The organism is Thioalkalivibrio nitratireducens DSM 14787, assembly GCF_000321415.2.
Taxonomy (GTDB): domain Bacteria; phylum Pseudomonadota; class Gammaproteobacteria; order Ectothiorhodospirales; family Ectothiorhodospiraceae; genus Thioalkalivibrio; species Thioalkalivibrio nitratireducens.
Genome location: NC_019902.2, coordinates 919,450 through 933,551 on the forward strand (window position 1 = coordinate 919,450; position 14,102 = coordinate 933,551).

General features: G+C 66.5%; 10 protein-coding genes. 6 read left to right on the top strand and 4 right to left on the bottom strand.

Annotated features, from left to right (window positions below; genetic code table 11):
- Positions 1-53: 53 nt before the first annotated feature.
- A complete protein-coding gene (locus TVNIR_RS04650) occupies positions 54-1,082 on the bottom strand; it encodes a metallophosphoesterase family protein (RefSeq protein WP_015257828.1) in 1,029 nt (342 codons plus the stop codon).
- Complete coding sequence (locus TVNIR_RS04655) at positions 1,079-2,473, bottom strand: SLC5/6 family protein (protein WP_237251749.1); 1,395 nt, start codon at positions 2,471-2,473, stop codon at positions 1,079-1,081. Before TVNIR_RS04655 ends, TVNIR_RS04650 begins: the two co-directional genes overlap by 4 nt.
- 555 nt (positions 2,474-3,028) lie before the next feature.
- Between TVNIR_RS04655 and TVNIR_RS04660 the strand changes: the two genes are divergently transcribed.
- From TVNIR_RS04660 to TVNIR_RS04675, 4 genes are all read left to right on the top strand, one after another.
- Positions 3,029-4,702, top strand: coding sequence for an FMN-binding glutamate synthase family protein (locus TVNIR_RS04660; RefSeq protein ID WP_015257830.1), 1,674 nt, complete (start codon positions 3,029-3,031; stop codon positions 4,700-4,702).
- Positions 4,699-6,381: an acetolactate synthase large subunit gene (locus TVNIR_RS04665; RefSeq protein ID WP_015257831.1), complete on the top strand. Its 1,683-nt coding sequence runs from the start codon at positions 4,699-4,701 to the stop codon at positions 6,379-6,381. Before TVNIR_RS04660 ends, TVNIR_RS04665 begins: the two co-directional genes overlap by 4 nt.
- A gap of 388 nt (positions 6,382-6,769) precedes the next feature.
- Complete coding sequence (locus tag TVNIR_RS04670) at positions 6,770-8,197, top strand: aldehyde dehydrogenase family protein (protein ID WP_015257832.1); 1,428 nt, start codon at positions 6,770-6,772, stop codon at positions 8,195-8,197.
- A 78-nt stretch (positions 8,198-8,275) separates the two neighbouring features.
- Positions 8,276-9,661 (top strand): glycoside hydrolase 100 family protein, encoded by a 1,386-nt coding sequence (locus TVNIR_RS04675; protein ID WP_043739311.1) that lies wholly within the window; start codon positions 8,276-8,278, stop codon positions 9,659-9,661.
- A gap of 133 nt (positions 9,662-9,794) precedes the next feature.
- Here the strand turns inward: TVNIR_RS04675 and TVNIR_RS04680 are convergent, their stop codons facing one another.
- Complete coding sequence (locus TVNIR_RS04680) at positions 9,795-10,025, bottom strand: hypothetical protein (protein ID WP_015257834.1); 231 nt, start codon at positions 10,023-10,025, stop codon at positions 9,795-9,797.
- A 568-nt stretch (positions 10,026-10,593) separates the two neighbouring features.
- Positions 10,594-11,496: a DMT family transporter gene (locus TVNIR_RS04685; RefSeq protein ID WP_015257835.1), complete on the bottom strand. Its 903-nt coding sequence runs from the start codon at positions 11,494-11,496 to the stop codon at positions 10,594-10,596.
- Positions 11,497-11,684: 188 nt separating this feature from the next.
- Here TVNIR_RS04685 and TVNIR_RS20155 point away from each other — a divergent pair, with 188 nt between their 5' ends.
- Together TVNIR_RS20155 and TVNIR_RS04695 are read left to right on the top strand one after the other, a co-directional pair.
- Positions 11,685-12,071, top strand: a complete 387-nt coding sequence (locus TVNIR_RS20155; RefSeq protein WP_015257836.1) for a hypothetical protein — start codon at positions 11,685-11,687, stop codon at positions 12,069-12,071.
- Between the two features lie 384 nt (positions 12,072-12,455).
- Complete coding sequence (locus TVNIR_RS04695) at positions 12,456-14,099, top strand: activator of (R)-2-hydroxyglutaryl-CoA dehydratase (RefSeq protein ID WP_083499350.1); 1,644 nt, start codon at positions 12,456-12,458, stop codon at positions 14,097-14,099.
- The last annotated feature ends 3 nt before the right edge of the window (positions 14,100-14,102 follow it).

Genomic DNA, 14,102 nt, shown 5'->3' on the forward strand with positions numbered 1-14,102 from the left:
CGTGGCGTGGCGTGGCTGGTCTGGAACCATGGTGACGGGGACATGCCCTGCGTTCATCGGCGTGAAATCGCCGCAGCCTTGGCCAGGATTCTTTGGTCTGCGGACGGCGCCAGCCGTTTAGCTTCTTCTCGAATGTGCGGAGGCCCCCGGCGGATGCGCTGCCGATACGACTGGGCGGCGGGAGACCCTGCGGGCCACACCCGGTCGAAGCGCCGAAGGAAGGTTTCGCGATCCCATGGAAGTGCCAGCGCCGACACGGTGATGCTGCCGAAATCGCGGGCATAGAGTACCTCCGAGCCTGCGGGCAGCGTGGGTGGGCGGCGCGCAATGCGGGTGATCACGATCCGGTGGTCGCCAGTGAAATTGGGCATTCCCGCCGCACCGTTGTTGAACACCGCGCGCGATCCCGGGAAAGCCTGGGCAAAGCATCGGCAGGTGTGGCTGCTGGCCAGCACATCGACGTCGGCCTCGTCGAACCAGGTCTCCAGAGTCGCCGAAAGACTTCCCGGGGGTGGCATCGCCGCGAGCTCGAGCCCCCAGCCAGCGATGTTGTCCGGGTCGCCGTGCACCACGCCGACTCGCAGCGGCCCGACTTCGACGCGCAACTGCCGCGGAAGAGGACGCAGCACGGATACATCGAGCGAGTGATCGTGCACCAGTCGCTGCAGCCGGGCCATGATCGCATCGGAGCGGCTCACGGTGTCCTCCGGGACCGAGCGCGGATAGTTGCAACCGCAGCCGGCCCCGGGCTGCGGGTCGGCAAGCTCCATCTCGACGTTGCCGAGGCAGGGGCGGTGGACGAGCACCCGGCGTTGTATCTCGGCAAACCACTCGGGCGAGGCATCGAACCAGTGGAAGTCGCCGTTGAAGCACAGCAGGGGTGCCGGTCCGCCCGCCGCGGTCTCGCGTGCGGCGAGTTCCTCGATCGCATCCAGCGCCTCGAGGTTTCCGTAGAGCCCGCCGATGATGTAGGCGACTTCCGCGCGTTGCGGCTCCAGCCGGGCGAGGTCGCGGGCCCGGGTACGGTAGCCGGTGGTGCAGGACCGGGCGCGCAGCGCGAGGGGTCCCGGCACCGGGTTCACACGGGCCTCCGGGCCGGTCCCCGATCGCCCAACGCGAACGCCGTCAAGCCGACGGTCAGCGCCACCAGGTTGAGCAGCAGCAGCTTGCTGTAATCGTGGCCGATCCCAGTCAGCGCTTCGATCCAGGCGACGTGTCCGGAACTCTCCAGGAAATACAGCACGGCCCCGGTCAAGGAGGCCGCGACCGCGGCCACGAGTGCCGCCGGAGCCACCTCGCGATCGAACGCGATGCTCCAGACGATCACCGGGGTCAGGAACAGCGCGGCCGTGCCGCTGACCGCGACCGCTGCGAACAGATCCTGGGTGCCGAAGAACACCATCAGCAGGCCCGCCGCGGCGAACAGGGCCATCGCGACGCGGCCGTGGGTGCTGGAACGCCGGCCCAGGTTCATGTCGATCACCGTGAGCTTCGCCGTGCTGGCGAAGGTCGAGTCCATCGTGGACGCGGCGGAAACCACCAGCGCGATGCCGAGTAGCAGTGCCGCGGGCTGGCCCAGGAGGCGGGTCAGCGTGTCGAGGAACTCCTCGGTGCCGGAGCGGTGCAGGCCGGTGAATACCCCAAGCAGGCCGAAGGCGAGGATCAGCAGCGCGGAGATCCAGAACGCGTGAACGAAGCTGCGGCGGGTGGTGGCGCGGTCCGCGAGGAAGCCCCGGTCCATCATCACCGGATCGTGCAGCGGGTAGCTCGGAACCTGGATCAGCGCGACCAACAGCAGGATCCAGCCCGGGCTGACCAGTTCCGGACTGCTCGCCAGGATGGCACCCGGGGCGAACTCGGGAACCAGCAGCATCATGGCAAACAACACGATCAGCAGCGCCGTCAGGATCCCGAACTGCAGCACGTCGGTACGCAGCGAAGCGTGCAGCCCGCCCAGCATCGAGTAGCCCAGCGTTACGCCCGCGACGGCCAGGATCGCCACGGTATACGCGAGGCTGCCGGTGGCCCCGAACACGATCCCGACAACGAGCAGGTTCGCGAAGACCTCGGAAACCAGCCGTACGCCGACCAGCAAGTTGAAGCTGCCGGTGCCGATGCGGCCGAAGCGCTGGTGCAGGAAACCCTGGATGTTCCGGGCACCGCGCTCGAAACGCAGCCGGTCGACGATCCAGGCTCCGGTCAGGAACGAGAGGTAGTAGGCCGTATAGGCGAGGGCCCCGGCAATGCCGAAGAAATACCCGAGGATCGCCGCGTTCAGCAGCGAACGGGCGAAGATCCAGGTCGTGACCTGGGAAAAGGTCAGCGTCCAGACGCCGGGTGCCACGCCTGCAGGACTGGTCCCGAAAAAGAAGCCCTCGGCGGTGCGCGCGCGCGGTGCGAGCATGAAGCTGGCAACCGCCAGCGCCACCAGCGTGCCGGTTAGCAGTGCGAACGAGACATCGGGCATGGGCATCGGATCTCCAATCCAGGATTGCGCACGCTGCGCGCCCGTTGGCGATGCGCGCCGCCATATCGAAGTGCCCCGTGAAGCGGTGTCTTCCAGAACACGCGGTGTCGTGGGCCTCGTCTGCGCAGAATAGCCGCAACCGCGGTCCCGTTGGGTACGTAATGTTACGAACCCCGGCCGCGGCAGCTGTACGGGACCGAACGCTCGGTGATCGTACTGCAATCGAAGGTGTGAACGTGAACGAACCCACTGCCCGGGATTGGGCCGGTCGGTAGAACGGACGATCAGCGTTGCGCCGCAACCGACGGATCAATGGTCACTGGCGTGTGCGGGAGATCTCGCGGACCCGCCCGGTCGCGCACACCTCGTGGTAACCCGTATGTTCCGGCGGGATCGGGGTCCCTATCCTGCATGGTTCATAAGGCGCTTTCGGGCACGACACTGTCGGGTCCCGGTGCTTGCCGATTACGGGTCCTCCGGGCGCAGGGCCCACTGGGCGACCCGAGCGTTCCGTGGCATCGATGGGAACGCGGCGCAGAATCGACGGACTGGAGGGTCGGTGTGTACATCGGATTCCTGGTGTTTGCCGGAACCTCGCTGCTGCTTCTTGCGGTGGGGTGGTGGTTCTGGCCGCCGGTGGCCTGGGCCGCGGTCCTGATCGTGCCGTTGCTGGCACTGGGAACGTACGACGTGCTCCAGACGCGCCACTCGATCCGGCGCAACTTCCCGTTACTGGGGCGCGCCCGCTGGCTGATGGAGACGCTGCGCCCGTTCATGCGCCAGTACTTTGTCGAGTCCGACACCGACGGTGTTCCGATCAACCGCATGTTCCGCAGCATTGTCTATCAGCGGGCCAAGGGGGAACTGGAGACGGTGCCGTTCGGCACCCGGGTGGATGTCTATCGTCACGGCTACGAATGGATCGGCCACTCGGTAGCGGCGATTCGCGCCTCCGACGTGCTGGACCTGCGGGTCGACGTCGGCGGGCCGGACTGCCGCCAGCCGTATCGGGCCAGCATTTTCAACATCTCGGCGCTGAGCTTCGGCGCGCTGAGTCCGAACGCCATCCTGGCCCTGAACCACGGCGCGGCCCTCGGTGGATTTGCGCAGAACACCGGCGAGGGCGGGCTCGCACCTTGCCTTCTGGAGCACGGCGGCGATCTGGTGTGGCAGATCGGCACCGGCTATTTCGGCTGCCGGGACGCGCGCGGCCGCTTCTCCGGCGAGCTGTTCGAGGAAAAGGCGGCGTGGCCCGCGGTGCGCATGATCGAGATCAAGCTCTCGCAGGGTGCCAAGCCGGGGCATGGCGGCATCCTGCCGGCGGAGAAGAACACCCCGGAGATCGCCGCGATCCGGGGCGTGGAACCCGGCACCGTGGTGGAATCGCCGCCCGCGCACAGCGTGTTCGACTCGCTGCTCGGGCTCCTCGAATTCGTCGCCCGGCTGCGCGAGCTTTCCGGTGGCAAGCCCGTCGGGTTCAAACTGGCGGTCGGGCGCAAGAGCGAGTTCGTCGCGATCTGCAAGGCCATGGTCGCGTCGGGAATCGTGCCCGATTTCATCACCGTCGACGGCGGGGAGGGCGGTACCGGGGCCGCACCGCTCGAGTACGCGAACTCGGTGGGCATGCCGCTGCGCGAGGCACTGGCCTTCGTCGACGATTGCCTGACCGGTTTCGACCTGCGCTCCTCGATCCGGGTGATCGCGTCCGGCAAGATCCTGACCGGCTTTCACCTGGTAAAAAATCTCGCGGTCGGGGCCGACCTGTGCAGCAGCGCGCGCGGCATGATGTTCGCCCTCGGCTGCGTGCACTCACTCATCTGCAACACCAACCGCTGTCCGTCCGGTGTCGCGACGCAGGATCCGCGGCTGTACCGGGGCCTGGTCGTCGCCGACAAGGCACAGCGCGTGGCGCAGTTCCAGGCCAAGACGGTGCACGCCACCGCGGAGTTGATCGCGTCCGCGGGCCTGTTTCATACCTCGGAGCTCAACCGCACCCATATCTACCGGCGCGTGACGCAGTCGGAAATCCGGCGCTACGACCGGATCTACCCGTACCTGACGGCCGGGGTGCTGCGCGACCCGGCGAAGGCGCCGGAGGCGTTCGCCGTGCATCTGGAAGAAGCCGACCCGGAACGTTTCATGCCGCGCCATTGCCTGACCCGGAGCGAGGATCCCCGCGGGGATCCGCACCTCCCGTGCACGATGCGGCAATACGACAGGGTAAGCCACTTATGAAGGCATCGGATCTGTTCGTGAAGGCCCTGGAATCCGAGGGTGTCGAGTACGTTTTCGGGATTCCCGGGGAGGAGAACCTGGACCTGCTCGAATCGCTGCGGGCCTCGTCGATACGGCTGGTTCTGACCCGGCACGAGCAGGCGGCCGGCTTCATGGCGGCCACCTACGGGCGGCTGACCGGGAGGACCGGAGTCTGCCTGGCCACGCTCGGACCCGGGGCCACCAACCTCGTGACTGCCGCCGCCTACGCGCAGCTCGGGGGGATGCCGGTGCTGATGATCACTGGCCAGAAGCCGATCAAGGTGAGCAAGCAGGGCGAGTTTCAGATCCTCGATGTAGTCGACATGATGCACCCGATCAGCAAGTACACCCGCCAGATCAGCAGCGGTGCCAACATTCCCGCTCGGGTGCGTGAGGCTTTCCGCCGGGCCGAGGACGAGCGGCCCGGGGCGGTTCACCTGGAACTGCCGGAGGATATCGCCCGCGAGGAGACGGACGCGCCGGTGATCCCACGCAGCCGCTTCGAGGCCCCCTGGGCCAGCGACGGCTCGATCGCGGCGGCGGTGGAAATGATCGAAGCGGCACGGCAGCCGCTGCTGCTGATCGGCGCCGGTGCGAACCGGCGCCAGACCTGCCGCGCGCTCCCGGCGTTTGTCGAAGCCACCGGCATCCCGTTCTTCAGCACGCAGATGGGCAAGGGCGTGGTCGATGAGCGCCACCCGCTGTTTCTGGGCAATGCCGCGCTCTCCGGCGACGATTTCCTGCACCGCGCGGTCGAGGCCGCCGACCTAATCATCAACGTCGGTCACGATGTGGTGGAAAAGCCCCCGTTCATCATGGGCCGCCCGGAAAATGCCCCGCCACACGTCGAGGAGGCCGCCCGGGCCGGGACGGCGCGGGTGATCCACGTGAACTACGTGACGGCCGCGATCGACGCGGTGTATCACCCGCATCAGGGTGTGATCGGCGACATCGCGCGCAGTGTCGAGCGCCTGACCGAAGCCGTCAGGCCGCAGCCGCACTGGGATTTCTCGCGGTTCATGGAAGTGCGGCGGCACCTCGACGTTCACACGCGCGAGGGCATGGACGATGCGCGTTTCCCCGTCTATCCGCAGCGGCTGGTGGCCGACGTCCGCGCGGCGCTGCCCGACGACGGGATCGTCGCGCTGGACAACGGGATCTACAAGATCTGGTTCGCCCGCAACTACCGCGCACGGCAGCCGAACACGGTGCTGCTGGATAACGCGCTCGCGTCGATGGGCGCGGGGCTGCCTTCGGCAATGGCCGCGAAGATGGTGTATCCGGACCATCCTGTGATCGCCGTCTGCGGCGACGGCGGCTTCATGATGAACTCGCAGGAACTCGAGACCGCGGTGCGCCTGGGGCTGAACCTGGTGGTGCTGGTGCTGCGCGACGACGCCTACGGAATGATCCGCTGGAAGCAGGCCGCGATGGGCTTCGACGATTACGGCCTGACCTACGGGAACCCCGATTTCGTGCGCTACGCAGAGGCGTACGGAGCGTACGGCCATCGAGTCGAGTCCGCGGATGCGCTGCGGCCACTCATCGCTTTCTGCCTCGCGGCGCCCGGGCTGCACGTGATCGATGTGCCGGTCGATTACAGCGACAACGACCGCATTCTGAACCAGGAGATCAAGGCCCGGAGCCGCGCGATCTGAGGTTCCTGTATCGCTCCCAACGGTCATGGCGCGAGCGGCCTACCGACCATGAAAAACGCGTAGGGCGGAAGAGGCCGAAGGCCGTTATCCACCAGCCGGCGCCGCGGCAGTGCAAACGCCGAACGGCGGATGACGCTGCGAGGCTGTGCAAGTATTCCGCAAGAATCGGCTTGTGCGAACAAACACCCTATCTGGACCGCCAAGACAGTCGGCGCTTGGCGCAACGCAACCCACGGGGGCCGCGAATTGTCGCTCGGGAGTGTGCTTCGATTCCACCGAGCAAAGGCGGCCGGAACACTTGCACAGCCTCTGCGCTCTTCCGTGCTATTCATTGCCCGCTCCACAAGTGTGGTTGTTTTACAGTAACGCAGGCCTGATGGAGGTGCCCATGCCCGAGCTCTTCGAATCCCTGATTGCTGGCGAACACGAGCGCGCCGGCCGTCTGACGGTGTTCGCGCCGTTCGACCGGATGCCGATCGCCGAGGTGGAGACGGTTGGCGAGGCTGGGGTCGGGCAGGCGCTGGACACGGCGTACCGGCTGTTCAGAGACCGCCGCGGCTGGCTTCCGGTGCATCGCCGGATCGAGATCCTGGAGCGTACCGCGCAGATCCTGCACGAGCGCGCGGAAGCACTGGCGCTGGAGGCGGCCCGAGAGGGAGGCAAGCCGCTGATCGATTCACGGGTCGAGGTGGCCCGGTCGATCGACAGCATCCGCCTGTGCGTGGAGTGCCTGCGCACCGACGGCGGCGAGGTGGTGCCGATGGATATCAACACAGCCTCCGCCGGCAGGCACGCCTTTACCATGCCCGAGCCCATCGGCGTGGTGGTGGCCGTGAGCGCATTCAACCACCCGCTGAACCTGATCGCGCACCAGGTCGGTCCGGCCGTGGCCGCCGGATGCCCGGTGATTGCGAAGCCCGCGGAGGATACGCCCCTGTCGTGCTTCCGCTTCGTGGGGATTCTGCGCGAGGCCGGGTTGCCGGAAGAATGGTGCCAGGCGTTGATGACCCGCGATCTCGACGTGGCGATGCGCCTGGTGACCGATCCACGGGTCGGTTTCCTGAGCTTCATCGGCAGCGCGAAGGTCGGCTGGAAGCTGCGCTCGATGCTGGCGCCGGGTACGCGCTGTGCATTGGAGCACGGCGGTGCTGCGCCGGTGATCGTTGTCGCCGACGCGGATCTCGATGCCGCCATCCCCAGGCTCGCGAAAGGCGGGTTCTACCACGCCGGCCAGGTCTGCGTGTCGGTGCAGCGCATCTTCGCCGACCGCGCAATCGCCGGCGAGTTCGCGGCGCGCCTGGCCGATGCGGCGGACCGGCTGCGGATCGGCGACCCGACGCTTCCGGATACGGAGGTGGGTCCGCTGATCCGCGAGGCCGATGTACAGCGGGTCGAGGACTGGGTGCGCGAGGCCGAGGCCGGTGGTGCGCGGGTGCTCGCGGGCGGCGAGGCGCGGTCGAACAGCACCTATGCCTGCACCGTGCTCGAGGATCCGGCCCCGGATGCCAGGGTCAGCACCGACGAGGTCTTCGGCCCGGTGGTTTGCGTCTACCCGTTCGATGATCTCGACGCTGCGGCGGCCCGGGCCAACGGGCTGCGCTGGGCGTTCCAAGCGGCGGTGTTTACCCGCGACATGGCCACCGCGATGCAGGCCGCCCATGGCCTGGACGCCTCGGCGGTGATGGTCAATGACCACACCGCCTTCCGCGTCGACTGGATGCCCTTCGCCGGGCTGCGCGAGTCCGGCCTTGGTGTCGGCGGCATTCCCCACACGCTGCGGGACATGCAGGTACGCAAGCTGATCGTGATCCAGTGACCGGGATGAGGCTCCATGAGCTCCCGGGTTTGGTAGTCTTGGCGGCGTCGTTATCAGCGCGATCAGAGGGGGGCAGCAATGAACGAGTCGGTCAGGGACAGTGCGTGGAAGCTGCTAGACGCGTCGGTAGTGCGCCTGGACGGCGGGCCGGTGGGTACCGTCGCCGCGCGCGACACCATCGTGCAGGAGGTCAACTACGACCAGGTGTTTACCCGGGATTTCGCGGTCTCCGCCTATGCCTACCTGCTCGCGGGGAAGCCTGAGATCGTCGCCAGCTTCCTGCTGCAAATGGTCCGCCTGCAGCAGACCGAGCGCCAGTTCGACTGTTTCCAGCCGGGCGAAGGCCTGATGCCGGCCAGCTTCAAGGTGGTCGCGGGCGAGAAGGGGGAACAGGTGGTGGCCGATTTCGGCGAACAGGCCATTGCCCGGGTACCGCCGGTCGATTCCGGCCTGTGGTGGCTGATGATCCTGCACGCCTACGTGAACAGCACCGACGACGCGGCGCTGGCGCGGCGCGACGAGGTGCAGCGCGCGATCCGCGGGGTGCTGGACCTGTGCCTGACCGCCCGTTTCGACATGTTTCCGACCATGCTGGTGCCGGACGGATCGTTCATGATCGACCGCCGGATGGGTGTCTACGGCTATCCGATCGACGTGCAGGCGCTGTTTTACTCGGCGCTGACGGCGGCCGAGGCCCTGCTGGCCGACGTGGAGGAGAACGCCCATTACATCGACGCGGTGCGCAAGCGGCGAGGTCATCTTGCCTACCACATCCGCACCTATTACTGGCTGGATCTCGACCAGGTCAATCGCATCTACCGCTACGGGGTCGAGGAATACGGCGAGCGCGCGGTGAACAAGTTCAACATCTACCCCGAGACCATTCCGCACTGGCTGATGGACTGGCTGCCGGAAACCGGTGGCTACTTCGCGGGAAACCTGGGGCCCGGGCGAATGGACTACCGCTATTTCGCGCAGGGGAATCTGTTGGCCGTCGCGAGCGGCCTGGCGTCGGACGCACAGTCCGTGGCGTTCATGCAACTGCTGCGTGCACGGCGCGACGACCTCGTGGGGGATGTGCCGCTGAAACTCGCATATCCGGCGCTGGACGGTAGCGACTGGGTGGCGCTGACCGGCATGGATCCGAAAAACCGCGCCTGGTCCTACCACAACGGTGGCAACTGGCCGGTGCTGCTGTGGCTGTTGGCCGCGGCCTGTGCCCGCACCGGCGACGCAGATCTGATCGAATCCGCGCTCGAGTCCGCCGAATCCCGGCTCGTCCGGGACGAGTGGGCTGAGTACTACGATGGCCGCAGTGGTCGCCTGGTCGGACGGCAGGCGCGCCGGCACCAGACCTGGACGATCGCGGGGTACCTCGTTGCGCGGCAGCTGGCGCAGGATCCCGCGTGTCTCGGACGCCTCGGCTTCGGAGGCGAGGCCACGGTGTCTGCATGCACCGGTTGACGCATCATCCGCGCAGAAGGGATGGAACTCACCCCTGGTCGGGTAACAGTGCGGCGTTACCGCCACCTCGCTTCCTTGTTGGTACGCCATCGGGGGAGCGGCGGGTGCAGCGGGCAGCCGTTTCTGGTTCCGTTCAGTCCGGGTTGAAGCTCTCGGGCGGGCGCTGGAAGAAATACGAGATCAGCGTGGTCCCCGCAGTGGTCGCCCAGAGAAACAGGAAGGTGACGGAGTAATAGCCCAGCGTCGTCAGCGCGGGTCCACCGCTCTGCGCGAGCTGCGCGGGACTCAGGAACAGGAAAACGATGGTGGTTGCCACCGCCGACATCACGAAGGAAGGCCACAGCACGGAAACCCATTTCTGCATCGTTGATACCCTTGTTTCCTGATTGTCAGGGAAGCTCCGCAGCGAGCTAAACGCTGCTTCACGGCGGTTGTCATTGCGGGCGAAGCTCCGGACGCATGCACTCAGCGCACCCGACAGCCCAAGGTCGAGTGTAGCGAGAAGTCCAAGAGACGTCAGGAGGATCAACTGTCGTGCCTCTTGAGATGCATGCTAGCACGGTGCAGTGAAATCAGCAATTTACCAACGCGCCTACGTACCGCGCCGCCGTCGCGTTTCTGCGTGAACGCCTGCCCCAGGCCGGGGATGGGAGGCCGATTATCACGGAACCTCTGCAGCGAGCACGACAGCGCTCCGTCTCGGTGGTCATCGCGAGCGTAGCGTGGCACTCATGGGCGTAGCGCATTGAACAGCCGCAGGTGCGCACACCCTGTGTGCCCACCGAATCATCCATCTGGCGTCGGGAGGACTCACGCCGTTTGGATCGCCACGTCCTGCCACACTCGTACCATCAGCAACCCGACTACGCGAACCAGGTGCCAGTATCTTCCCCGAAGGCCCGGTGACGGCGCCCGAAAGGCGGATCCTGGGCTTACTCGGAGTCCCGCTCCCGTACAAGCGCGGGCGGTGCGGCGCGCGAGGATACACTGAGCGCGGTCACCGTGACGAGGATGAGAGCCATCCCGACCGTTTGAACGAAAGCCAGGCTTTCATGGAGCAGCGCGACACCGAACAGCGTTGCTGTGACGGGTTCGATCATGGCCACGATGGAGGCCACGGCCGGCGCCGTATGCCTGAGCCCGTTGATGTAGAAAGCGAACGACAAGCCCGCTCCGAACACGCCAAGCGCTGCGAACAGCGGCCAGTCCGGTGTGCTGAGTGCGGCCACCATCTGTGTGTTATCCCCGGGCAACATCAGCAGGATGACGAGCACCCCGAAGGCAATCGAAAGCACCGCCTGCGGACTGCCGTGCGAACCGGCGTACTTGAAGCCGAAGATGAACACCGCGTAGGACAGTCCGGCCAGCAGGCCCGCCCCGGCGCCAATGAGAGTGACGCCGCCCGCGTCGGTATCGTAGATCTGGGTGAGCAGCACAATGCCGACCATCACCACCGCAATCGCCACCAGCTTGAGCGCGGTGGGGGTTTCCAGCTTCAGGGCGAAGGATACGAGGTAGACAAACACCGGGGCGCAGTACATCAGCGTCGCCGCCACCGCCACGCTGCCGTGCGCGATGCTCACGAAATAGAACGCGAAGTTGCCCGCTACCCCCAGACCGGCCACGGCCGACCAGATCCACAGCCGACCACTCGCCAGCCCGCTACCGCGCGGCTGCCAGGCGAGCCAGGCAAGCACGAACAGGAGGCCGATTGCGCCCCGGTAGAACGACACCACGAACGCGTCCCAGCCGTCGGCCATCAGGATGCCGCCGATCCCGCCTGACAACCCCCAGAAGAACGCCGCCAGCACCACGAATCCCACACCCAAGCCCATCAATGGCTTCCCATTTCGCTGTATGTCGCCACTTGCGGCGACTTGATTGATAATCAGGACGCTGTTTCGGGTGCAGCAACCAATGCTCGGTGCATCCCGGAAGCCCGCGAGTGCCACCGGTTTCCCGAAGCACGAAACTTTGGGTCGGGCGCCGTGCGGTTTTACCACGGCGTCTGAGATTCCCCGCGATGAAGACGATCTACTATACCGCGAGCAGCCTCGACGGCTTTCTGGCGACCGAAGACGACTCGCTTGCCTGGCTCTTCGCGCTCGGAGCTTCGCTCGACGGCGAACAAGGCGGCGATTCGGGTTACGCCACGTTCATCGCCGGCATCAATGGAAGCCGCGGAGGTGAGCCATCGAATGGAGCCGCTATGCGTATCTCCCGGCGACCGGGCTTTGTCCAACCAATGGGGCAGACCATGGTTCGTTCCGCTCTCGCGAACCAACTGCCTTGGCACGGCCCGCCACGACGGACGATGAATGAAGCGCAGGAAAAGAGGCCGTCGGCAGTCAACCGCTGTTCGCAGGCCGGGCTTGCCGTGAGAGCAGGGGGTGGCACCAGCACCGTGTGACGCATTCCGGCGCGCGCTTCGCCGTACAGTTCGCCCGAGCCGGGTGCCCGTGCTTGTTTCGCCCGAACCTGGTTCGCTCGGCGACGCGTCTCCCGATAGCGACCCTTGCCGCACGAGCCAGTCGAGGAAGGCTGCGGAGCCTTCGCTCTCCGAGCGAGCGCTTCTTGGTGTCGCACGTCCGACCGTCGAACCTCTTGAGAAACAAACGTGCCCACGGTGTAAAATCAATCATTTGCGAACAAGGCAACATCGTCAGGGCCCAGCGTACATGCTGGCACGAACGCGGCCAAGTCTGTGTAAGTTGTCGTCAACGATCTAGACTAGTATTCGAAATCAAGCGCAGCGAACGGTTGGGGCGGCGCTGCCCGCCCGGGGCCTTCGGCTATGACGAGCACTACAGCGCACTTCAAGCGGCCGACGGAGAATGCCTTCACCCGTGATGAGCGCCAACGGGTGACGCTGCTGTTCAACGGTCTCACGACAGCTCACGATCGGCTGATGGCCGCCGGCCTGAACGGACTCGGCTATCGGGCCCGGCCGTTGCGGGTGCCGGAAAAGATGGACTTCCAGACCGGCAAGGAGTACGGCAACAACGGCCAGTGCAACCCCACTTATTTCACCGTGGGCAATCTGATCAACGAGCTGGTGCGCCTGCGCGACGAGGAGGGGCTCCCCACCGAGCGCATCCTCGCCGACCACGCCTTCGTTACCGTGGGCACCTGCGGGCCGTGCCGCTTCGGCATGGACGAGGCCGAGTATCGGCTCGCCCTGCGCAACGCCGGCTTCGACGGCTTCCGGGTTCTGATCTTCGACCAGACCGGTGCCGGCGAGCAGCGCACTGCCGGCGATGGCTTCGAGGTCAATCTGCAGCTCTTCACCACGCTGCTCGACGCTGTCTTCATGGGTGACCTGCTAAATGCGCTGTTCTTTCACCTGCGCCCCTACGCCATCGAATCGGAGGCCGTGGCACGGGCGCGGGAGCGCTGCCTGGCCGTGTGCGAGGACGCGCTGCGGGAGCGGGACCACCGGGTTCGCCCCGGCCTCCCGGCGCGCGCCCTGCGTGCGCTGCTGCCGATCGATCGCGCGGGGGACATCCAGAGGCTGCTCGAGCGCGTGCGCGGCGACGCCCACCTGGCGCCGCTGCGCCGCTGCCGGGAGATCGTCGCCTCCGAGGTGGAGGTGGACTACATCCGCCCGAAACCGGTGGTGAAGGTCACCGGGGAATTCTGGGCGCAGACCACCGAGGGCGACGGCAACTTCCAGATGTTCGATTTCCTGGAGCGGGAGGGGGCGGAGGTCCTGGTAGAGCCGGTGGCCACCTGGATCGATTACCTGCTGCATCAGCGCCGTGTCGCATTGGGCGACCGGGCCGGTCTGGCGGACGGAGGGCCCCTGGCGCGCCTGGGCCACCGCATGCGCAGCGCCCGCGACCGCCTGTTGGTGAGCGCCGGCGAGCGGCTGCTGGCGCGGGAGTACCACCGCATGCGTGAGGCGCTGGGCGGGACCGTGCAGCCCCTGGCAGACCAGCTGGAGATGCAGCGGGTGGGCCACCCCTTCTACAACATCCGCGCCAGCGGCGGCGAGGGCTACCTGGAGGTGGCCAAGAACATCTACTACTTCAGCCGCTCCCTCGCACACATGACGCTGTCGCTCAAGCCCTTCGGCTGCATGCCCTCCACCCAGTCCGATGGCGCCCAGGCGGCGGTGATGGCCCGTTACCCGGAGCTCAACTACCTGCCGGTGGAGACCTCCGGCGAGGGCAGCATCAATGCCTACTCCCGGGTGCAGATGTCGCTGGGAGAGGCGAAGTCGCAATGCAAACGCGAGTTCGAGGAGGCCGTAACGCGCGCTGGCCGATCGCTGGAGTCCATCCGCGCCTATGTGGCGGTGCGCCCGGCGCTGCGTGATCCTATCCAGCGCGTGCCCCGTTACCCTGGGGTGATCGGTCGCGCGGCGAACTTCGTGCTCCATGTGGGGGCGCTGATGGATCGGGATGGGGTTCCGCGCCGGGAGGCGACGACGGCATGAGCT

What these genes read in the sequence shown, in the direction of transcription:
- TVNIR_RS04655 (WP_237251749.1), bottom strand. Translation starts at nt 2,473, where the DNA reads ATGCCCATGCCCGATGTCTCGTTCGCACTGCTAACCGGCACGCTGGTG.
- TVNIR_RS04665 (WP_015257831.1), top strand. Translation starts at nt 4,699, where the DNA reads ATGAAGGCATCGGATCTGTTCGTGAAGGCCCTGGAATCCGAGGGTGTC.
- TVNIR_RS04670 (WP_015257832.1), top strand. Translation starts at nt 6,770, where the DNA reads ATGCCCGAGCTCTTCGAATCCCTGATTGCTGGCGAACACGAGCGCGCC.
- TVNIR_RS04675 (WP_043739311.1), top strand. Translation starts at nt 8,276, where the DNA reads ATGAACGAGTCGGTCAGGGACAGTGCGTGGAAGCTGCTAGACGCGTCG.
- TVNIR_RS04680 (WP_015257834.1), bottom strand. Translation starts at nt 10,025, where the DNA reads ATGCAGAAATGGGTTTCCGTGCTGTGGCCTTCCTTCGTGATGTCGGCG.
- TVNIR_RS04685 (WP_015257835.1), bottom strand. Translation starts at nt 11,496, where the DNA reads ATGGGCTTGGGTGTGGGATTCGTGGTGCTGGCGGCGTTCTTCTGGGGG.
- TVNIR_RS20155 (WP_015257836.1), top strand. Translation starts at nt 11,685, where the DNA reads ATGAAGACGATCTACTATACCGCGAGCAGCCTCGACGGCTTTCTGGCG.
- TVNIR_RS04695 (WP_083499350.1), top strand. Translation starts at nt 12,456, where the DNA reads ATGACGAGCACTACAGCGCACTTCAAGCGGCCGACGGAGAATGCCTTC.